General features: G+C 31.5%; 16 protein-coding genes. 12 read left to right on the plus strand and 4 right to left on the minus strand.

From position 1 onward, the window contains the following. Window positions 1–87 precede the first annotated feature (87 nt). The 5 genes from ACSHW5_RS10170 to ACSHW5_RS10190 all read left to right on the plus strand — a co-directional run bounded on the left by ACSHW5_RS10170 (window position 88) and on the right by ACSHW5_RS10190 (window position 3928). Window positions 88–1053 (plus strand): FISUMP domain-containing protein, encoded by a 966-nt coding sequence (locus tag ACSHW5_RS10170; RefSeq protein WP_435676022.1) that lies wholly within the window; start codon window positions 88–90, stop codon window positions 1051–1053. 813 nt (window positions 1054–1866) lie between these two features. Next, window positions 1867–1992 (plus strand): hypothetical protein, encoded by a 126-nt coding sequence (locus tag ACSHW5_RS10175; RefSeq protein ID WP_435676023.1) that lies wholly within the window; start codon window positions 1867–1869, stop codon window positions 1990–1992. A 3-nt stretch (window positions 1993–1995) separates the two neighbouring features. Beyond that, entirely contained in the window at window positions 1996–2469 is a 474-nt protein-coding gene (locus tag ACSHW5_RS10180; protein ID WP_435676024.1) for a DUF6169 family protein, read from the plus strand. A gap of 606 nt (window positions 2470–3075) precedes the next feature. Continuing rightward, entirely contained in the window at window positions 3076–3690 is a 615-nt protein-coding gene (locus ACSHW5_RS10185; protein WP_435676025.1) for a hypothetical protein, read from the plus strand. Beyond that, window positions 3680–3928, plus strand: a complete 249-nt coding sequence (locus tag ACSHW5_RS10190; protein WP_435676026.1) for a hypothetical protein — start codon at window positions 3680–3682, stop codon at window positions 3926–3928. Before ACSHW5_RS10185 ends, ACSHW5_RS10190 begins: the two co-directional genes overlap by 11 nt. Before the next feature lie 374 nt (window positions 3929–4302). Here the strand turns inward: ACSHW5_RS10190 and ACSHW5_RS10195 are convergent, their stop codons facing one another. The 3 genes from ACSHW5_RS10195 to ACSHW5_RS10205 all read right to left on the minus strand — a co-directional run bounded on the left by ACSHW5_RS10195 (window position 4303) and on the right by ACSHW5_RS10205 (window position 8250). Next, window positions 4303–5481, minus strand: a complete 1179-nt coding sequence (locus ACSHW5_RS10195; RefSeq protein WP_435676027.1) for an AIR synthase related protein — start codon at window positions 5479–5481, stop codon at window positions 4303–4305. Between the two features lie 185 nt (window positions 5482–5666). Next, entirely contained in the window at window positions 5667–5849 is a 183-nt protein-coding gene (locus ACSHW5_RS10200) for a hypothetical protein (protein ID WP_435676028.1), read from the minus strand. Window positions 5850–6066: 217 nt separating this feature from the next. Beyond that, window positions 6067–8250 (minus strand): glutamine synthetase III, encoded by a 2184-nt coding sequence (locus tag ACSHW5_RS10205; protein ID WP_435676029.1) that lies wholly within the window; start codon window positions 8248–8250, stop codon window positions 6067–6069. A 174-nt stretch (window positions 8251–8424) separates the two neighbouring features. Here ACSHW5_RS10205 and ACSHW5_RS10210 point away from each other — a divergent pair, with 174 nt between their 5' ends. The 3 genes from ACSHW5_RS10210 to recQ all read left to right on the plus strand — a co-directional run bounded on the left by ACSHW5_RS10210 (window position 8425) and on the right by recQ (window position 13092). Next, window positions 8425–9441: a glutamine synthetase beta-grasp domain-containing protein gene (locus ACSHW5_RS10210; RefSeq protein ID WP_435676030.1), complete on the plus strand. Its 1017-nt coding sequence runs from the start codon at window positions 8425–8427 to the stop codon at window positions 9439–9441. Window positions 9442–9862: 421 nt separating this feature from the next. After that, entirely contained in the window at window positions 9863–10789 is a 927-nt protein-coding gene (gene mdh, locus ACSHW5_RS10215; protein ID WP_435676031.1) for a malate dehydrogenase, read from the plus strand. 191 nt (window positions 10790–10980) lie between these two features. Then, window positions 10981–13092 (plus strand): DNA helicase RecQ, encoded by a 2112-nt coding sequence (gene recQ, locus ACSHW5_RS10220; protein WP_435676032.1) that lies wholly within the window; start codon window positions 10981–10983, stop codon window positions 13090–13092. Window positions 13093–13206: 114 nt separating this feature from the next. Here the strand turns inward: recQ and ACSHW5_RS10225 are convergent, their stop codons facing one another. Beyond that, entirely contained in the window at window positions 13207–14883 is a 1677-nt protein-coding gene (locus ACSHW5_RS10225) for a formate--tetrahydrofolate ligase (RefSeq protein ID WP_435676033.1), read from the minus strand. A 190-nt stretch (window positions 14884–15073) separates the two neighbouring features. Here ACSHW5_RS10225 and ACSHW5_RS10230 point away from each other — a divergent pair, with 190 nt between their 5' ends. From ACSHW5_RS10230 to obgE, 4 genes are all read left to right on the plus strand, one after another. Next, window positions 15074–15676, plus strand: a complete 603-nt coding sequence (locus ACSHW5_RS10230) for a hypothetical protein (RefSeq protein WP_435676034.1) — start codon at window positions 15074–15076, stop codon at window positions 15674–15676. Between the two features lie 159 nt (window positions 15677–15835). Then, window positions 15836–18811 (plus strand): protein translocase subunit SecDF, encoded by a 2976-nt coding sequence (gene secDF / locus ACSHW5_RS10235; RefSeq protein WP_435676035.1) that lies wholly within the window; start codon window positions 15836–15838, stop codon window positions 18809–18811. Between the two features lie 204 nt (window positions 18812–19015). After that, entirely contained in the window at window positions 19016–20134 is a 1119-nt protein-coding gene (locus ACSHW5_RS10240; protein ID WP_435676036.1) for an adenylate kinase, read from the plus strand. Between the two features lie 96 nt (window positions 20135–20230). Then, window positions 20231–21220: a GTPase ObgE gene (gene obgE / locus ACSHW5_RS10245; RefSeq protein WP_435676037.1), complete on the plus strand. Its 990-nt coding sequence runs from the start codon at window positions 20231–20233 to the stop codon at window positions 21218–21220. Window positions 21221–22030 lie beyond the last annotated feature (810 nt).

Below are 22030 nucleotides of genomic sequence, written 5' to 3' on the forward strand. Positions count from 1 at the left end.
AAAAAAATCGGAAATAACTTTCGGTAAAAATTGAAAAATTAACCTAAAAAAAGGTCAACCTATATCAGGATAATACAATAAAACCCTATGAAAAAACTAAAAAGATATTGCTTAAGTATTAGTATGTTAATAACAATATTTACATCTTGTAGTGATGATAATTCTACACCAGAAGTGTCTAATGAATTACCAATAATTGAAATTCTTACGCAAATTGATGTAACAGATATTATTATAGGATCAACACTAACAATAGAAACAAATATAACTGATAGCGATGGATTGATAACCGAGGCAAAATTATCAATTAATGATATTGAAATAGAAACTATTAATTCATTACCTTTTAATTTCACTTGGAATACACAATCAGAAACTGAGGGTGTATCTGTTGTTAAAATTGCTGCTTTTGATGACAAGGGCTCTTCAACTATTATAGAAAAACAAGTGATTTTAAGCGCTAATTTTACTTGTGGAAATGATTTTTTTGACACAAGAGATGGAAACATTTACAAAACTATTCAAATTGGAAATCAGTGTTGGATGGCTCAAAACTTGAATTATAAAACAACTGAAGGATGTTGGAATTATCTAAACAATGAAATAAATGGAGAAATTTACGGGAAATTATATAGTCGCGAAAATGCTTTGATTGTTAGCCCGGAAGGGTGGCATTTACCCACTGATGAGGAATGGAAAATATTAGAAGGAACTGTTGACAGTCAATTTACTGTAGGTGACGAGGAATGGAATGATTGGTCTTATAGAGGATTTGATGCGGGAAAAAATCTTAAATCTACAACTATGTGGATTGAAAATGGAAATGGAACAGATTCATTTGGTTTTAATGCACTCCCAGGAGGATTTAGAACAGGAAGTGCTACAAACGAAGATAACAATTTTGAGAATTTAGGGTTTAGTGCTCCATTCTGGACAAGCACAAGCGCTGGAAGTGATTTACTATGGAATAGAGAATTATTTTCATCAAAAAACACGGTTCATCGTTCATTTGAAAATAGTTGGGCATTTGCTATACGTTGTATAAAAAATTGAATATAGCAAGACTACACACAACACCGGTAACCGTTGCACAACCCATTAAAAAAATAAAAAAATTCTTTTTTAAGCCCTTTTTAAGGGCTTTTTAATTTTTAAGAACTGCCATTTTTCTAAATTTAAATTGGCTTATAACTATGAATATGGACTTTACATCGAGCTTTTTGTCCCTGAATACAGAAAATCTAAATGAAGTATTTCTTTTAAAAGTCTGTAAAAATTGTTCTTGGGAACACGCTCACTCAACTGGAAATTATTGAACAGCTTTTCTTGATAGTTTTTCTTGCCTTGCATTACTAAATATACAAAATTTCTGTATCTTTAACAAGACGTTGTGCAACAGGCACAACGTGTATAATTTATTGCTGGCTTTCCTATAAATAAATAAAAAGTGACATCTATATTTGATTTTTTTTTAGCTTGACTTTCTCATAAAAAAACAACTAACTAACTTCGTTTAACCACTGATAAAATGAATTAAAACTCACCTTATCATTTCGTTACCTAAAATACTTAGGAAACGTTATTTTAATTAACATTCTTAGTTGAAATCTTTATTTTTTTTCCACAGCTTTTTTTAGCTTGTTTGTGGGAATTTACTCTCTGACTTGTAAAAGTGGAATAATTTTTGTAACTTCTGAACTGTATAAACGTCATATAATAAAGTAACAATAAGCAGTATTATAAGTTTTATCTATAAAATATAAATAATAAATAAATAATAAGTTTCATTTAATACGTAACAAAATTTTTTTAAACCATACATTTGTCAGAGACTTTGTTATAAATAAAGTATAAACATTAGCAACTATGAATTATTCAACAACAATAAAAGCAAATTCAAATACTATAAAAGTATTGAATAAGATGGTTTCTGATAAAGAAGCTCATAGAAAATCTATTGTTGCTTCAATTAAAAGAAAATTGAAAAAATAGAAAATGTATAAATATAGTAGAAAACAGGGGTCTAATGACCCCTATTTTTATTTTGAAACAAAAAATAATTTAACCTACTATGTTGCATTTAGAAATATTTCACAAGATTTACATCCTTTAAACAACTTGTATTCATTAGACTTTGGAGAAATAGATAACAAGAAAGCTAAAGGTGATTCAAAAATATCCAGAACAATACTTGAAATAATTTTGAAATTTATTGAAAAAGACAATTCTAGGGTAATTCACTATCTATGTGATAATAGTGATTCTAAAAATCTAAACAGAAAAAGACTTTTTAGTCGGTGGTTCGCATTGAAAGAAACAGAGAACTGGATGAAATATGATTATGATTTTGACAGTATAGAATATAATATTTCATTTATTTATAATACTAAATTTTATAATACTGATAAAATGCAAGAGGAAATATTGCTTACATTAGATGTTTACGAAAGAGCAAAAGATGAAATTTAATTTTACTTCCTACGTCAGTAATTTTGCCCACACTTTTAAAAAAATAAAGGTTCAGTAACGTCAATGAACTTTTGAGAAAACTCCCGTATCTACATACTTACCCTTTTGTTAATCTTTTGGGCGTTACAATGTTGTGCTTGCTTACCCAAGTAAATATGCCTCTGTATACGATTTCTGCTTGGTTTATACTGAGCGTAATCGATGTTCAGTACCGAGTTTTGTAGTCGGTATTTGCTCTTTATTCAATCGCAAATAACCTTCAGATAAAACCTCGCGGTTTTCACCCTTGCGACTTACTAATGCTTCAAGACATTACTCCCGCGTATAAGGGACTTGCACCCAATAGATTAATTATTTACCTTTCGGTTTATAAAAGATGCCCATACTGGGCATTCACACAGTGTATAAAACATAGCTATTATAGGCTTTCTGAGAGGTTTTTACTTATTTACAAAGTACGCCAAATTTTTATTTTTGTATATTTAGAAAAAGAAAGTAAACATAAAAAATAAAAATTCGGCTTGTGCTAAATCCGAAAAATTAGCGACTATTTATACGCTACGTTTCATACAATAACCGTTTACAAATATTAAAAACTAAAAAAAATTGGGAGGAGAAGGAAGCATCCAAGGAATGAGAACTAGTTTGAGTAACAATAAAAAGTTACTCGGAAAAAAAAGTATGTTCAGACCTGAAAGAACTTTCTTGAGATTGAAAAATGAATATATTACATACGCAGGTGGTAAAATTGTATTAAAAAAAGCTACTAAATCACAATTAAAAGCTATTCGATTAAAAATTATAAAAGAAAGGAAGAAAAAATATTATGTAACAAGCATTATATTTCTTGTGCTGTTTTCTACAATCGGCTTATTAACTTACAACTCTTTTCATAATAATATAAATGTTGAAAAAGAAAAAATTGAAAAAATTCAATTGAGCGACAAAATTGAAAAAAGTCTTGTTTATATAACAAAAGGTGATGATTGGTTAAAAGAACGAAGTTGGCATAATGCAATTTTTGAATATCAAATAGCTAATAAAATTTTACCCAATGATTATGTGATAAACCATCGATTAGCCAATGCATTTAGCTTGAGGTGTGAAAATGAATTTAAAGATTGTAAGAAAGGAAAAAAACTAGTTGATAGATTGATAAAGCAATTCCCAGAAAAAACGGAGTTACTAGCACTAAAAGAACGGCTAAAATATGAATACTAATGAAAACATATTAGACAGTATTGTTACTTTTCTTAACAACATAAATATTAAGGTAGTTGAAAAAGAATTAAAAAACGATACCTTCTTACCCGGTTTAAGTCTTAAAAGAAATACCATTTTAATGGATAAAAAGAAGTTAAAATATCCTGGTGATTTATTACACGAATCTGGTCATATAGCAGTAACAGAAGAAAAACGTAGACCATTAATTGGTACAAGTGAAATGGATACAGATTAGCCAACTCCTGCTGATGAAATTGCCGCAATACTTTGGTCTTATGCTGCTTTATCTCATTTAAAATTAGATCCGAAAGTTGTCTTTCATCCTAATGGCTATAAAGGTTCTTCAGAATGGTTTATAGAACAATTTAGTAATAAAATTTATACAGGATTACCTCTTTTAAAATGGATGGGCTTCTGTAGTGATGATGAAAAATTTCCTATCATGAAAAAGTGGCTAAGATAAATTTACTAGATGATTAGACTAAAACGAAACAGCTGATCACATTTAAGAATACAATCTAAAAGCAAAAAAGGCAGTGAAATAAAATCACTACCTTTTTTTATGAATTCTGAAATGCTATTTTAAAGCATCACATTGTTTACTTTATTTTAGTATTCAAATACACCAAACTCACTTGTAATGGTCAACTTCTTAGTTTCTGACGCTTCTACTCTACCTACAATTTTTGCATCTACATTAAACGATTTAGAAATGTTTATGATGACTTCTGCAATTTCTGGAGATACATAAATTTCCATTCTATGTCCGCAGTTAAAAACTTGATACATTTCTTTCCAATCTGTTTTCGATTGTTCTTGTATCAATTTAAACAAAGGCGGAATTGGAAATAGATTGTCTTTTACAATGTGTAACTCATCCACAAAGTGTAATATTTTTGTTTGTGCACCACCAGAACAATGAATCATTCCATGTACCGTATCTGAGTTAAATTCTGATAAGATTTTTTTAATAATTGGCGCGTATGTTCTTGTTGGAGACAATACTAATTTACCAGCATCAATAGGAGAATTCTCTACTTTATCTGTCAATTTTATATTTCCAGAATACACCAAATCAGCAGGAACGGCAGCATCAAAACTTTCTGGGTATTTTTCTGCTAAATATGAATGAAAAACATCGTGTCTTGCAGATGTTAATCCATTAGACCCCATTCCTCCATTGTATTCAGTTTCATAAGTTGCTTGCCCAAAAGACTCTAAACCAACAATTACATCACCCGCTTTTATATTTGCATTATCTACAACATCTGTACGTTTCATTCTTGCAGTTACCGTAGAATCTACAATAATGGTACGCACTAAATCGCCAACATCTGCAGTTTCACCTCCGGTGGAATGAATGGTAACGCCAAATCCTTTTAAGTCTTCTATTAATTCTTCTGTTCCGTTTATAATTGCTGATAAAACTTCACCAGGAATCTTACTTTTATTTCTACCTATCGTAGAGGAAAGTAGTATGTTATCTGTTGCACCAACACACAAAAGATCATCAATATTCATTATTAAAGCATCTTGTGCAATGCCTTTCCAAACAGAAATATCACCTGTTTCTTTCCAATACATATATGCTAAAGAAGATTTTGTTCCTGCACCATCTGCGTGCATTATTAAACAATAATCTTCATCATTTGTTAAATAATCTGGTACAATTTTACAAAATGCCTTTGGAAACAAACCTTTGTCTATATTCTTAATTGCATTGTGTACATCTTCTTTAGATGCCGAAACGCCACGTTGTGCGTATCTTTTAGAAACTTCTTTACTCATGTTATTGTATTGTGAGTTGCAAATTTAGTCTTTTGATTAAAAAAAACGATAGAAACCTGTATGAATATTTAAAATTAAAGACATCAAGTGCCTCTAGGGAATGTTCATTCTTTTTGTTTACGCTAAAGAATAACATAAAAAAAACCGAATGAATATCATTCGGTTTTTAAAAAATTATAATCTATTTATTCCCAATCTGGCATTGTAGCATCAGAGAATAACAAATATCTAAGATCAACAGCAATTATATAATCTACATCTACCTTATAAATCGATTTTAAAGACAATCCGTCATTAGAAGTATTCACAAAAATAACCTGTGATTCATTAGGAGAAAACCTAGGATCTACATCTATAGTTCTTACCATATTTTCTATAGATAACTTATGTTTTCTCCGTCTGGCTACCAATAAAAAACAACTTTAATTAGATGAAAATCAGCAACTTACGTTTTATACTTGCCAGTTTTAATTATATACGTGTTGTTCTCATCACCATAAAGAAAACCAAGACTTGTAAAACCTATTATAACAAAAGTAATTTCCCTTTTTCTTAAAAAAGCTAATTGATTTACGCCATACGTACTTACCTAGTAAATAACAATTCTCTATATTTTGTTAATGGCCATAAATCATCATCAACCATTGTTTCTAGCTTATCACAATGGTATCGTATTTGCGTAAAAAAAGGTTTTACTTTACCACAATACATTTCGGCAGATTTAAATCCGGTTTTTAGATTGGCTTTTTTTCGTTCTTCAATCATTTTTAAAACCAACGCATTAATTTGGGTAATATGATTAGAGATAGTCATAATTAACTCTAGCTGTTCTTTTGCAATATTTTTGTAGTCTTCTCCAAAAATTTCTTTTAAATTTTTAGCATTTTCCAATAATGTATTTTGGTATTTTATTGCAGTAGGAATTACATTGTTCCTAGCAAGGTCTCCCAAAACCCTACTTTCTATTTGTACTCTTTTTGTGTATTCTTCCAATTCTATTTCATAACGAGCTTCTACTTCTATTTTACTCATTACCTCCATTTCTTCATAAAGGTCTATCGTTTTCTTGCAATTTTTTACTTTTAAAGCTTCCGGCGTAGTTTTAATATTACTTAAACCTCTCCTTTTAGCTTCTTTTTCCCAAGCTTCTCCATAACCATCACCATCAAAACGAATCTTTTTTGATGCTTTGATATATTCTCTTAAAACATTAAAAATAGCTTCGTCCTTTTTTAAATTTTCAGAATCTATTAATGCATCAACTTCTACTTTAAATTCTTTTAATTGTTTTGCTACAATAGTGTTTAAAACCGTCATAGGTGTTGCACAATTTGCCCAAGAACCTACAGCTCTAAACTCAAATTTGTTCCCAGTAAAAGCAAACGGAGAAGTTCTGTTTCTATCTGTATTATCTAATAAAATTGCAGGAATCTTACCGATAATATTTAATTTTAAATCGGTTTTTTCTTGTGGTGATAATTTACCAATCGTTACGTTTTCTAACTCGTCTAAAACTGCGGATAATTGTGTACCTATAAACACAGACACAATTGCCATTGGTGCTTCATTTGCGCCTAACCTGTACTCATTACTTGCAGATGCTACAGAGGCTCTTAGCAATTCTTCATTTTCATAAACGGCTTTTATAGTATTTACAAAAAAAGTTAAAAATTGCAGGTTTTTCATGGGGGTTTTTCCCGGACTTAACAAATTAATGCCAGAACTAGAAGACAAGGACCAGTTATTATGCTTACCAGAACCATTTATTCCTTCAAAAGGTTTTTCATGAAATAATACTTTAAGTTTATGTCTGCGAGAAACTTTTTCCATCACATCCATTAATAATGAGTTATGATCTACCGCTAAATTTGCTTCTTCAAAAATAGGCGCTAACTCAAACTGATTTGGGGCAACCTCATTATGTCTTGTTTTAACAGGTATACCTAACAACATACATTCTTGTTCTAAATCTTGCATAAAACTCATAGCTCTAGCAGGAATTGTTCCAAAATAATGATCGTCTAATTGTTGTCCTTTTGCAGAAGAATGCCCTAATAAAGTTCTACCGGTTAACAAAATATCTGGTCTAGACAAAGCAAGCGCATCATCAATTAAAAAATATTCTTGTTCCCAACCTAAGGTTGCAATTACCTTGTTTGCATTTTTATCAAAAAACTTACAAACCGCTGTTGCATGTGTATCTATGGCTTGCAAAGCTCTTAAAAGTGGTGTTTTATTATCTAAAGCTTCTCCAGTAAAGGCCACAAAAATAGTAGGAATACACAAGGTAGTTTCATAAATAAAAGCAGAAGATGTTGGGTCCCAGGCTGTATATCCTCTAGCTTCAAATGTATTTCTAATTCCTCCATTCGGAAAACTTGAGGCATCTGGCTCTTGTTGCACTAGTTGCTCTCCATCAAATTTTTCCATAGCCAAACTACCATTGATAGATTCAAAAAACGCATCGTGCTTTTCTGCAGTTGCACCTGTAAGTGGCTGAAACCAATGTGTATAATGAGTAGCTCCTTTAGACATTGCCCAATCTTTCATACTAACGGCAACTTGGTCTGCAATTTTGCGATCTATTTTGGTACCATGTTCAATGGCATTCATCACACTTTCATAGGCCGCTCTTGTAAGATACTGTTGCATAGCGTATTTGTTAAAGACATTTTTACCAAATAAAGATGATCTTTTTTCAGTTTGAATCACTTTTATAGGGTTCCTATTCAGTGTTTCTTGCAAAGCGTTGAATCTAATTGTTGACATAATCTTAGTTATTGCTATCTATTTTTAATTTAAAACAAATATACCCCAATCAAATTTAGGGATAAAATTATTTTTTAGCTATTTTAAATATTTAACCCCTTATTTTTTTGATATGTTACGATTTTTTTTGACTTTTGTAAAAGAAAAATCATTTAAACAATTATATAACATATTATGGCAAAAATTAAATTAGAATACATTTGGTTAGATGGATACTTTCCAACTCAAAACATGAGAAGTAAAACTAAAGTTGAAGAACACGATGACTTTAAAGGAACAGTTGAAGAATTAGGCCTTTGGTCTTTTGATGGATCTTCTACCAAACAAGCTTCTGGTGGAGCTTCTGACTGTATTTTAAAGCCAGTTGCTATTTATCCAGATCCTACAAGAAGAAATGGGTATTTAGTAATGACGGAAGTTATGAATGCTGATGGAACACCACATGCTTCTAACGCACGTGCAACTATTGAAGATGATGATAATGATTTCTGGTTCGGATTTGAACAAGAATATTTTATCATGAACACAAGCACAGGTTTACCTTTAGGATTTCCAAGAGGTGGTTACCCAGCTCCACAAGGACAATATTACTGTTCAGTAGGTGGATTATACACACATGGTCGTGATTTTGTTGAAGAGCATGCTGATTTATGTATTGATGCAGGTTTAAACTTTGAAGGAATTAACCAAGAGGTTGCTTCTGGACAATGGGAATACCAATTATTTGCAAAAGGAGCAAAGAAAGCAGGTGATGAAATTTGGGTATCTAGATATTTATTAGATCGTTTAACAGAAGGTAAAGGAATGTACATTGAGTACCACCCAAAACCATTAGGTGATACAGACTGGAATGGTTCTGGAATGCACGCTAACTTCTCTAACTCTATCTTAAGAACTTGTGGTTCTAAAGAAAAATATATTGAAATTTGTGAAGCTTTCCGTCCTGTAGTAAAAGAACATATTGAAATTTACGGTGAGTTTAACGACCAACGTTTAACTGGTAAGCATGAAACTGCTTCAATCAACGATTTCTCTTGGGGAGTTTCTGATAGAGGAGCTTCTATCCGTATTCCAATTATCGCTGTAGAAAAAGGATACAAAGGATGGTTAGAAGACCGTCGTCCTTCTTCAAACGCAGATCCATATAAAGTAGCTGCAAGAATTATTAAAACTGTAAAACCAGTTAAATAATCTTACTACTTTTAGTAAAACACAAACGCTAACATTCATTTGTTAGCGTTTTTTTATGCAAATACTAAATACCAAATTCACCCAACAGAACACATCACTATTATTTTAGTAGCTTACTATAAAAACAGAACGAGCCATTATTATACGTACAGAGCCAGAGACAAAGAAACTTTTTGCAAATACACATTCCTAAGAAATAATTAGAGAAATTGCTTAAAAGCAAGATAATAAACATTTAACGATAGCATACACAAAGTTATCTACACCAATTACGAGATGAAAGCCCACTATTATTAATAAACATCTTTATAAAAAAAGACTAGTTTTTTAAACAGTCTTTTTCCTTTTTAATAGCCTCAAATTAGTACAATTATCGTATTTTTGTTATATAAATTAAACATAAATTTTAAATATAATAGATATGAAAGTTACAGTAGTAGGAGCAGGAGCAGTAGGTGCTAGTTGTGCAGAATACATTGCAATTAAAGACTTCGCTTCTGAAGTTGTTATTTTAGACATTAAAGAAGGTTTTGCAGAAGGTAAAGCAATGGATTTAATGCAAACCGCCTCTTTAAACGGTTTTGATACAAAAATTACAGGAAGTACAAATGACTATGCTAAAACAGCTAATTCTAATGTTTGTGTAATTACTTCTGGGATTCCAAGAAAACCAGGAATGACACGTGAAGAATTAATTGGAATAAACGCAGGAATTGTAAAAACTGTTTCAGCAAATTTAATAGAACACTCTCCAAACACAATTATTATTGTGGTTTCTAACCCTATGGATACAATGACCTATTTAGTGCATAAAACCACAGGTTTACCAAAAAATAAAATTATTGGAATGGGTGGTGCTTTAGACTCGGCTCGTTTTAAATATAGATTAGCAGAAGCTTTAGGAGCGCCTATTTCTGATGTTGATGGTATGGTAATTGGTGGGCATTCTGATGTTGGTATGGTGCCTTTAACCCGTTTAGCTACTCGTAACTCTGTTCCTGTATCAGAATTTATTTCTGAAGAAAGATTAGAACAAGTTTTACAAGACACTAAAGTTGGTGGTGCAACCTTAACAGGTTTATTAGGTACTTCTGCTTGGTATGCTCCTGGAGCTGCTGTGAGCGCTTTAGTACAAGCTATTGCTTGTGACCAAAAGAAAATTTTCCCATGTTCTACTTTATTAGAAGGAGAATACGGTTTAAATGACTTATGTATTGGAGTTCCTGTTGTTTTGGGTAAAAACGGAATTGAAAGCATTGTAGAAATTAACTTAACTGACGCGGAAAAAGCGCATATGCAAAAATCTGCAGAAGGAGTTTCTAAAACTAACGGATTGTTAGAATTATAATATGTTTTTAGACATCGTCTAAAAAACAACACAAACTTAAAGCCTCAAAAATATTTTTTGAGGCTTTTTTATATCCACTTTTTATCAGAAGCAACTTTTAAAAACTACCAATACCTCAAACACACTTCTACATCCAAGTTGATTACAAACACGTAAAACATGTATATTTGCACCTAAAATTGCTCAAAAATTTGAATAGAGAAACACATACACTTTTAAAAAACGTATTTGGTTATGATAACTTTCGCCCTTTACAAGAAGAAATCATAAACCGAACAATAGATGGCAAAGACAGTTTTGTACTAATGCCAACTGGTGGCGGAAAATCAATTTGTTTTCAAATTCCTGCATTGGTTTTTGATGGAATTACACTTGTAGTCTCACCTCTTATTTCATTAATGAAAGACCAAGTACAAGCCTTAAAAGCTAACGGAATAAAAGCAGATTTCTTTAACAGTTCTATTTCTCCACAAGAAGAAAATGAAGTAATTACAAAAGCAATTAACGGAGAATTGCAATTGTTGTATTTATCACCTGAAAAATTAATATCGGTGAGCAATACGTGGTTAAAACAACTAAACATAAAATTAGTAGCTATAGATGAAGCGCATTGTGTAAGTATGTGGGGACATGATTTTAGGCCAGAATACACACAATTAAAAGTATTTAGAAATTCGTTGCCAAATGTACCTTTTATGGCATTAACAGCCACGGCTGATAAATCTGCTAGAAAAGATATTGAAGAACAATTGGGCTTAAAAAACTCTAAATTATTTATTTCCTCTTTTGATAGAAAAAATTTAAGCATCGATGTTAGAGGACAAGTACAAAAAAAGCAGAAGTTACAAGAAATTATCAATTTTATAAACCGTAGAAAAAACGAAAGCGGCATTATTTATTGCTTGAGCAGAAAAAACACAGAAGAAGTTGCCAATTATCTTAAAGAGAATGGACATTCTGTTGCGTTTTATCACGCAGGAATGAATCACGAAGAAAGAGAAAACACACAAAGTGATTTTATAAATGACGACACAAAAATAATTGTGGCTACCATTGCCTTTGGAATGGGAATTGACAAATCGAATGTGCGTTATGTAATTCATTATAATTTACCCAAAAATCTAGAAGGCTATTACCAAGAAATAGGAAGAGCAGGAAGAGACGGATTGCCGTCTGAAACCATACTTTACTACAACATGAGAGATTTTGTACTGTATAGTCAATTTGCAGACAATGGTGCAAATAGCAACATGCAAAAAGAAAAGCTACATAGAATGCTTCAGTTTACAGAAGCAAAATCGTGTAGACGAAAAATATTATTATCCTATTTTGGAGAACATCTTACTGAAAATTGTGGCAATTGTGACGTTTGCGAAAATCCTCCAAAAGATTTCGAAGGCACTATTTTATGCCAAAAAGCGCTTTCTGGAATTGCACGAATGAAGGAAAAAGACGGTATTACAATGCTGATAAATATGCTAAGGGGAAGTAATAATGCAGACATTCATTCAAAGCAATATTTCAACCTAAAAACGTATGGAATTGGAAAAGATGTTAGTTTTTTTGATTGGCGAGATTATATCATTCAAATGGCAAACCAAGGGTTGATAGAGATTATGTACAGCGAAAATTCTGCTTTAAAAATATCGCCTATTGGCTGGCAAGTTTTAAAAGGAGAAAAAACCATCCGATTAACAACCCCATTAAAAGCAAAAGATAAAAAGAAAACACAAAAAGCAATAAAATCTACTATAAGTAGCAACACAAACACCGACTTATTTACAGCACTAAAACAATTAAGATATACTATTTCTAAAGAAGAGAAGATGCCTGCTTACATTATTTTTAATGACAAAACATTAAAATTAATGGCAAGCGAACTCCCTACAACTGAAAATGAATTTTTAGCCATTTCTGGAGTTGGAATGAACAAAATGGAAAAGTATGGAGACGAATTTATGAACGTAATTCGTAAATTTAAAAACAGCGCGAAACCTAAAAAAATCACCACCACACAAAAAACATTTGATTTCTATAAAGAAGGGTTAAATCCTGCAGAAATTGCCGAAAAAAGAGATTTATCCATTACCACCATTTTCTCACATTTATCTCAATTATATTCCGAAGGGAAAAATATTGATTTAGAACAATATGTAACCAAAGAAACCATAGACAAAGTTCGTGTTGCTTTTAATGAATTTGACCGAAAACTGGAATTAAAACCCATTTACGAAAAACTAAATGAAGAAGTTACTTATTCAGAAATAAGAATAAGTATTACACTTATTTTAAAAAATGAATAGCTAAAAAACATATTTAAGACTTGTCAGGTCTAATCCTTTAAATTTCAACAAAAAACAACAATTCCATAAACAAACTAAAATTTCCCCTTTGGGGAAATAAAAGGGACTTTTTTTTTACGAAAGCCCAGAAATTACACCATCATTATCTATTTTCATATTTTCTGTAGCTGGTATAGCTGGCAACCCAGGCATGCGCATCATTTTACCCAAAATAGGGATTACAAATTGCGCCCCTGCTGCTATTTCAATTTCTCTAACTGTTACTGTAAAACCTTCTGGCCTGCCAACTAAAGACGCATCGTCTGAAAATGATTTTTGAGTTTTAGCCATGCAAATCGCAAAATTATTAAAACCCAATCTATCAATTCTTCTTAAATTTAATTGAGCCAATTTACTATATTCAACAGCTACCGCCCCGTACATTTCCTTAGCAATAATTTCAATTTTATCTTTAATGGGAGATTTCCAATCGTAAAGAGGTTTGTATTGACTGGCTTTATGTTCAACAACATGCACCACTGCTTTTGCCAACTCAATAGTACCCTCACCTCCTTTTGCCCAACCTTCAGACAATACAGCCACAACACCCAAACTAGCACATTTTTCAATCACAAAATTTACTTCTTCATTTGAATCAGAAGTAAATGAATTAATTGCCACTACTGGTTCAATTTGAAACTTTCTAATATTTTCTATGTGTTTTTCAAGATTTTTAAAACCATCTTTCACTTTTTCTAAATCTGGCGTACTGTATTCTGCTACTTTTGCACCTCCATGATGCCGTAAAGCTCTAATTGTTGCCACCAAAACCACACATTTAGGATTTAGTTTGGCAAATGTAGATTTGATGTTCAAGAATTTTTCTGCGCCTAAATCTGCGCCAAAACCCGCTTCTGTAACGGCGTAATTAGATAAAGACAGTCCCAATTTAGTAGCAATAATTGTATTTGTACCTTGTGCAATATTTGCAAAAGGTCCACCATGTATAATTGCAGCATTCTCTTCTAACGTTTGTACTAAATTTGGTTTTATGGCTTCTTTTAACAAAATAGCCATGGCGTTTTCCGCTTTCAAATCGCGTGCAAAAACAGGTTTGTTATCAAAAGTAAAACCAATAAAAATATCACCTAAACGTTGCTTTAAATTATCTAAATCAGAGGCCATGCATAAAATAGCCATCACCTCAGAAGCTGGTGTAATGTTAAATCCGTCTTGTCTAGGAATACCATTTGTCTTTCCACCTAAACCAATTGTTATATCGCGCAAAGCTCTATCATTCATATCAATGACACGTTTCCACAAAATAGTTCTAGGATCTATATTCAAATTATTTGTTTTACTTTGAATATTATTATCTATTAAAGCCGATAATAAATTGTTTGCTTTTTCAACAGCATTAAAATCACCCGTAAAATGTAAATTAATATCCTCCATTGGTACAACTTGAGAATATCCGCCACCAGCGGCACCACCTTTCATTCCAAAAACAGGTCCTAAACTAGGTTCTCTTAAAACCACAACTGCTTGCTTTCCAATTTTATTTAATCCTTCGGTTAAACCGATAGAAACTGTTGTTTTTCCCTCTCCTACCGGAGTTGGCGTTAAGGCAGTAACCAACACTAAATTGTTTTCGTTTACTTTTTCATCATCAATTAAAGATAGCGGTAATTTTGCTTTGTATTTACCGTACATTTCTAAATCCTCTTCATCAACATTTAATTTTTGAGCAATCTCTTTAATATGCAACAGTGTTTTTGCTTGCGCAATTTCAATATCTGATAAATGTGTCATATTTTCATTTTAAGGACTATTATTTTATCAATTTAAGCAAATAAATATACTGAATTTAAAAAATCCATACTATGATATTAATCTTGTATTAAAAAATTGAAAATTATGTTCTTTAGACAACAACTTTATAAAATGAAATAAGATTGTTTATTAGCGTACTAAAAATCAATCTTTTTTATATATTTGACGCATGAAAGCAAAATGGTACCTCTGTACTTTATTCTTACTATTTATTTGTTTTAGCGCATTTCAAGAAGAGGTAACCATCCCTAATCAAGAAATTGTACTTGAGTTTGTTGATACTAAAATCGACAAAAAAGATATTGAAAGTAGCATTGCTGAAGTACAAGAAAAACTACTAAAAATTGGTGTTGCAAATATTACCATCAACAAAACCCACAACGGTACTTTAAAAATTTCTTACTACAGTGCTTTTCATATTGATAATATAAAAGAAAAACTTGCACAAGATCATACCATCGTTTTAAATAAAAATTCTGATCCTAAAGAAAAAAACAACAGTTCTTCTAAGTACAATATTGACATTCATGAATTAACAAACGAAACTGATATTTCTAATGCTGATTTCCATTTTGTTATTGAAGTTAAATATAATTCTGACAAACTTACCACGTATAATTCTTTTGCTTTTATCAAAAAAACAGATCAAGTAAAAGCAAATACACTTTTTAAAACTACGTATAAAGTCAATAAAAACAATTACTTTATAAAAGATAGAACCGCTTACAATGAACCTGAAGTTAGAGCGGGTCCACAAAGCTTTCTACTTTAAAAAATGTAATCCTATACATTTTTATATTTCCGATTTAAATCCATGAGTACCAAACTTATGGAAACAAAAAAACAATCAACAAAAATAATTGTCAGGTTTTACGAGAAGCTATATATTTGCTCGTTTTTAAAAAATTTGAATAAAACATAAATAACAAAGATGCAAAACAAAGGTCTTATTAAAGTATTCGCAATCCTTTTCGGATTGGTGAGTTTATATCAATTATCATTTACATTTTTAGCCAACAAAGTAGAAGATGATGCAAAAGTATATGCAAAATCTAAAACCCCAGATAACAACGCTAGGCAAAGGGCAACTTTTGAAAGAAAGTTTTTAGACAGTGTTGCTAACAAAGAGATTATTGATTTAGGAGTAGCACAATACACTTATGATGATGTAAAAGACAAAGAGATGAATCTTGGTCTTGATTTAAAAGGTGGTATTAACGCAATTCTACAAGTTTCTGTAAAAGAAGTTTTAAAAAGTTTGGCTAACGATTCTAAAAATGTCGTTTTTAATCAAGCTTTAACTGCTGCAGATGAAGCTCAAAAAAATAGTAATGCTACATATTTAGACTTATTTTTTACCGAATTTGAGAAAATTGCAGGCGCTACTAAATTAAGTGATCCTTCTATTTTTGGAACAAAAGCATTAAGTGAAAAAATTAAGTTTGACGAGGCAAACGCTACCGTTAAAGAAACTTTACAAGAAGAAATTAATAGTTCTATTGGTACTGCTTTTGAAGTATTAAGAAGTAGAATTGATAAATTTGGTGTTACACAACCTAACATTCAAAGAATTGGAAATTCTGGAAGAATTCAAATTGAATTGCCAGGAGCAAAAGATATTGAGCGTGTTACAAAGTTAATTACTAGTAAAGCTGAATTACAGTTCTGGGAAGTGTATACAAACGCAGAAGTACAAAATTACTTTTTTGAAGCGAATGGTAAAGTTGCAGAAATCTTAAAAGATGATACTGTAGTACAAAAAGTAAAAGACTCTACAAAGACAGATGATATTGATGATTTATTAGGTGAAGAAAGTGATTCTACAAACGTTGCTCAGAAAAATTTATTTACGTATTTATTTCCTAATGTAGCGCAATCTCAACAACAAATGAGCTCTTTGGTTGCACAAGCTAGAGTTTTAGATACTGCCAAAGTAAATCAATTATTAAAAAACAAAGAAGTTAGAGCTTTATTACCAAACGAATTAAAATATGTTAAGTTTTTATGGGATTATAAATCTAATAAAGGCGCAGACGGTTCAGACCTAATTGGTTTGTACGCAATTAAAGGAAGTAGATCTGGAAAAGCAACTATTGAAGGTGATGTTATTTTAGATGCTGCTCAGGTTTTTGATCAATTAAACAAACCAGAAGTAAGCATGACCATGAATAGCTCTGGTACTAAACAATGGGCAAAAATGACCGCAGATAATGTTGGTGGTTTTGTTGCTGTAGTTTTAGATGACTATGTGTATACGGCACCTTCTGTTAACCAAGCAATTACTGGTGGTAGAACTTCTATTTCTGGTGGAACAATGACCGTTGCAGAAGCTGAAGATATTTCTACCGTATTAAAAGCAGGTAAATTACCTGCAGCTGCAAGAATTATTCAAGCAGAAGTGGTAGGACCATCTTTAGGGCAAGAATCTATTAATGCTTCTATTAGTTCTTTCGGATTAGCAATTATCTTAGTTTTACTTTGGATGATTTTATACTATGGTAAAGCAGGTTTGTATGCAGATATTGCTTTAGCAGTAAACATCTTATTCATCTTCGGAATTTTAGCCTCTTTCAACGCGGTGTTAACATTACCTGGTATTGCAGGTATTATCTTAACCATTGGTATGTCTGTAGATGCAAACGTTATTATTTTTGAAAGAATAAAAGAAAGTTTAGGATTTAAAAAAGGATTAAAACAATCTGTAGATGAAGGTTTCTCTATAAAAGGAGCATTGTCTGCAATTATTGATGCAAATATTACAACATTATTAACAGGTATTATTTTATATGTATTTGGTACAGGACCTATTAAAGGTTTTGCCTTAACATTAATGATTGGTATTGCAACATCATTATTTACAGCTGTTTTTATTACACGTTTATTAATTGACAGAGCTGTTAATAAAGGATCTAACTTAACATTTAACACATCTATTTCTAAAGGATGGTTTCAAAATATTAATATCGAATTCTTAAAGAAACGTAAAATTGCTTACATTATTTCTGGTGCAATTATTGTTGCAGGAATTGTTTCTATATTCTCTATCGGATTAAAACAAGGTGTAGATTTTAAAGGAGGACGTTCTTATGTTGTTCGTTTTGATCAAACCGTAAGCGCTACCGATGTTGCCGGAACTTTAAAAGATGCCTTTGGTACAGCGCCAGAAGTAAAAACTTATGGTTCTGATCATCAATTAAAAATTACAACCGTTTATAAAATTGATGAAGAAGGACAAGAAGTAGATGATCAAGTTCAAAACGCATTGTTTACAGGTTTAAAATCTTATTTAGGAGATACAACTTATGACAACTTTAAACCAGGTTTCGAAAAAGAAGGCGCGGGTGTAATGAGCTATATGAAAGTAGAACCTACCATTGCAGATGATATTAAAACATCAGCTTTATACGCAGTATTTGGATCTTTACTAGTTGTTTTCTTATATATTCTATTGCGTTTTAGAAAAATATCTTTCTCTATTGGAGCCGTAGTTGCCGTTTTTCATGATGTATTAATTGTATTGGGTGTATTCTCTATTTTATACAAATTTATGCCTTTTGATATGGAAATAGGACAATCATTTATAGCTGCAATCTTAACAGTTGTGGGGTATTCCTTGAATGATACCGTGGTTATTTTTGATAGAATTAGAGAGTTTACAGGAACACATCCTAACTGGAAATATAGCCAAGTAGTAGACAAAGCATTAAGTTCTACATTAGGTAGAACCATCAATACTTCTTTAACAACATTATTAGTAATGTTATCTATCTTCTTATTTGGAGGAGATTCTATTAAAGGATTTATGTTTGCCTTAATTATTGGTGTTGTAGTAGGTACATATTCATCATTATTTGTGGCAACGCCAGTAATGTTTGATACTTCTAAAAAAGAAGAAAAGAATAACTAAAGTGCTATTCTAAGATAAATTATAACCGTTTTCCTAGATACTGAAACACAATCAGAACACCATGGAAAACGGTTTTTTCTATCCTGCATGGTTTTAAAAACCGTGTAGGTATTTATAATTTAGACCTTTATATTTGCATAAAAAAGTTGTAACATTAATTGCAGCTTTAAATCATTAAATTAAACCTAAAAGAATTGGTTAAAAATGAGCTTATTAAAACTTCAAGATTTATACTTTAAACCTTATATTAACAAGGAAGAAATTGCGGTAATTATAAAATATTTAGCAAAACAGGTTAAAAAAGATTTACCAAAAGATGAAGTACCTATTTTTGTAGGTATTTTAAATGGATGTTTTTTATTCGCAGCAGATTTTATCAGAGAATTTAACGGAAACTGTGAAGTTTCATTTGTAAAATTAGCTTCATATAACGGAACATCATCAACAGAAAATGTAAAACAATTAGTGGGTATCAATGAAGATTTAACAGGTAGAACTGTTATTATTTTAGAAGACATTATTGATACAGGAAACACACTTCAAGAAATTTACAATATCTTTAGAGACAAAAACTTAAAACAACTAAAAGTTGCAACGTTATTTTTTAAACCAGATGTATTTAGAAAAGAACTACCAATAGATTATATCGGAAAAAGTATTGAAGATAAATTTATTGTTGGTTTCGGATTAGATTACAATGGTTTAGGAAGAAACTACCCAGCTATATATCAACTTTCAACAACACCAAAAATGAAAAACATTGTATTATTTGGCCCTCCTGGAGCAGGAAAAGGAACACAAGCAGAATTCTTAAAAGACATGTACAATCTAGTACATATATCTACCGGAGATGTATTTCGCTTTAATATTAAAAATCAAACCGAATTAGGTTTGTTAGCTAAAAAATACATGGATGAAGGAGATTTAGTACCGGATGAAGTTACCATAAATATGCTAAAAGCTGAAGTAGAAAAAAATGCCGATGCTAATGGATTTATTTTTGACGGTTTCCCAAGAACACAATCTCAGGCAGAAGCTTTAGATGCTTTTTTAGCCGAAAAAGGTGAACAAATAAACGGAATGGTTGCTTTAGAAGTTCCTGAAGACGCTTTGGTTGCTCGTTTATTAGAAAGAGGAAAAACAAGTGGTAGAACCGATGATACTGATGAAGGAAAAATCAGAAATCGTTTTAACGAATACAATACAAAAACAGCTGTTTTACAGCATTATTTTGAAGGTCAAAATAAATACTATGGCGTAAATGGTGTAGGATCTATTGAAGAAATTACACAACGTATTGCTACCGTATTTGATAAATTATAAAACGTGTAACTGTTTAAGCGTTTAATTGTGTAAACTTTTAAACACTATTCGCAGAGTAATTACACAATTAAACAATTACACGATTAAACAACAATAATGACTGAAGGAAATTTTGTCGATTACATAAAAATATACGCTTCCTCTGGAAAAGGTGGGCAAGGTTCTGTGCATTTACACAGAGAAAAGTACATTACCAAAGGTGGTCCTGATGGTGGAGATGGAGGTCGTGGAGGACACATTATTTTACGTGGCGATAAAAATATGTGGACATTATTTCACCTGAAATTCAAACGTCATTTTAGAGCAGAAGGCGGTGGCGCAGGTAGTGCAAGTAGAAGTTCTGGTGCAGATGCAGAAGATATTTACATCGATGTTCCATTAGGAACCATTATTAGAGATGCAGATACCGATGAAATTATTGTAGAAATTACGGAACATCAAAAAGAAGTAATTTTATTACAAGGTGGAAAAGGTGGACTTGGAAACTGGAATTTTAAATCTTCTACAAACCAAACACCAAGATACGCTCAACCAGGAATAGACGGTTTAGACGGCTGGTTTAGAATGGAATTAAAATTATTGGCTGATGTAGGTTTGGTTGGTTTTCCAAATGCAGGAAAATCTACATTATTATCAGTTTTAACTTCTGCAAAACCAAAAATTGCAGATTATGCGTTTACCACACTAAAACCTAATTTAGGAATTGTAGAACACAGAAATCATCAAACATTTGTAATTGCAGACATTCCTGGAATTATTGAAGGAGCTGCAGAAGGAAAAGGATTAGGACATCGTTTTTTGCGTCATATAGAACGTAATTCTGCCTTGTTATTCTTAATTCCTGCAGATTCCGATGATATTAACAAAGAATATGAAATTCTGTTAAACGAGCTTAAAAAACACAATCCAGAGTTGTTAGATAAAGACAGATTATTGGCAATTTCTAAAACAGATATGTTAGACGATGAATTACAAGCAGAAATAAAAGCGGAATTACCAGAAGGTGTAGAAGCTATATTTATTTCTTCTGTTGCTCAAAAAGGCTTACAAGAATTGAAAGACAAACTTTGGAAAATGTTGAATTAGGTAATTTAACGCTTCAAAAAAAAAGAAACTCAAACATTAATTTGTTTGAGTTTTTTTATGCTTAAAAAAGCGAAACAAATGATGACGTGCAGATTTGTCATTTCGATCGGAGAGAGAAATCTCATAACAGTGAGAACCCAAAACCTGACAAACTTTATGTGATTTCTCCCAAAAAGTCGAAATGACAAACTGTATGTTTTTTTTAAAAGCGAAACAAATGATGACGTGCAGTTTTGTCATTTCGATCGGAGAGAGAAATCTTATAACAGTGAGAACCGAATACCTGACAAACTTTATGTGATTTCTCCCAAAAAGTCGAAATGACAAACTGTATGTTTTTCTAAAAAAGCGAAACAAATGTTGACGGGCTGTTTTGTCATTTCGATCGGAGAGAGAAATCTCATAACAGTGAGAACCCAAAACCTGACAAACTTTATGTGATTTCTCCTAAAAAGTCGAAATGACAAACTGTATGTTTTTCTAAAAAAGCTAAACAAATGTTGACGGGCTGTTTTGTCATTTCGATCGGAGAGAGAAATCTTATAACAGAGAGAAGCCAATACCTACCAAACTTTATGTGATTTCTTCCAAAAAGTCGAAATGACAAACTGTATGTTTTTTTTTTTAAAGTGAAACAAATGATGACATGCAGTATTGTCATTTCCATCGGAGAGAGAAAATCTTATAACTGTAAGAACCCAAAACCTGACAAACTTTATGTGATTTCTCCAAAAAAGTCGAAATGACAAACTTTATGTTTTTAAAAAAAAGCGTATCAAATGATGGCGTGCACTTTTGTCATTTCGATCG

The sequence above is a fragment of the Polaribacter sp. genome (assembly GCF_051251875.1).
Classification (GTDB): domain Bacteria; phylum Bacteroidota; class Bacteroidia; order Flavobacteriales; family Flavobacteriaceae; genus Polaribacter.

Coding starts and splice junctions, on each gene's coding strand:
- ACSHW5_RS10170 (WP_435676022.1), top strand. CDS start 88: ATGAAAAAACTAAAAAGATATTGCTTAAGTATTAGTATGTTAATAACA.
- ACSHW5_RS10175 (WP_435676023.1), top strand. CDS start 1,867: ATGAATTATTCAACAACAATAAAAGCAAATTCAAATACTATAAAAGTA.
- ACSHW5_RS10180 (WP_435676024.1), top strand. CDS start 1,996: ATGTATAAATATAGTAGAAAACAGGGGTCTAATGACCCCTATTTTTAT.
- ACSHW5_RS10190 (WP_435676026.1), top strand. CDS start 3,680: ATGAATACTAATGAAAACATATTAGACAGTATTGTTACTTTTCTTAAC.
- ACSHW5_RS10195 (WP_435676027.1), bottom strand. CDS start 5,481: ATGAGTAAAGAAGTTTCTAAAAGATACGCACAACGTGGCGTTTCGGCA.
- ACSHW5_RS10200 (WP_435676028.1), bottom strand. CDS start 5,849: ATGGTAAGAACTATAGATGTAGATCCTAGGTTTTCTCCTAATGAATCA.
- ACSHW5_RS10205 (WP_435676029.1), bottom strand. CDS start 8,250: ATGTCAACAATTAGATTCAACGCTTTGCAAGAAACACTGAATAGGAAC.
- ACSHW5_RS10210 (WP_435676030.1), top strand. CDS start 8,425: ATGGCAAAAATTAAATTAGAATACATTTGGTTAGATGGATACTTTCCA.
- mdh (WP_435676031.1), top strand. CDS start 9,863: ATGAAAGTTACAGTAGTAGGAGCAGGAGCAGTAGGTGCTAGTTGTGCA.
- ACSHW5_RS10225 (WP_435676033.1), bottom strand. CDS start 14,883: ATGACACATTTATCAGATATTGAAATTGCGCAAGCAAAAACACTGTTG.
- ACSHW5_RS10230 (WP_435676034.1), top strand. CDS start 15,074: ATGAAAGCAAAATGGTACCTCTGTACTTTATTCTTACTATTTATTTGT.
- secDF (WP_435676035.1), top strand. CDS start 15,836: ATGCAAAACAAAGGTCTTATTAAAGTATTCGCAATCCTTTTCGGATTG.
- ACSHW5_RS10240 (WP_435676036.1), top strand. CDS start 19,016: ATGAGCTTATTAAAACTTCAAGATTTATACTTTAAACCTTATATTAAC.
- obgE (WP_435676037.1), top strand. CDS start 20,231: ATGACTGAAGGAAATTTTGTCGATTACATAAAAATATACGCTTCCTCT.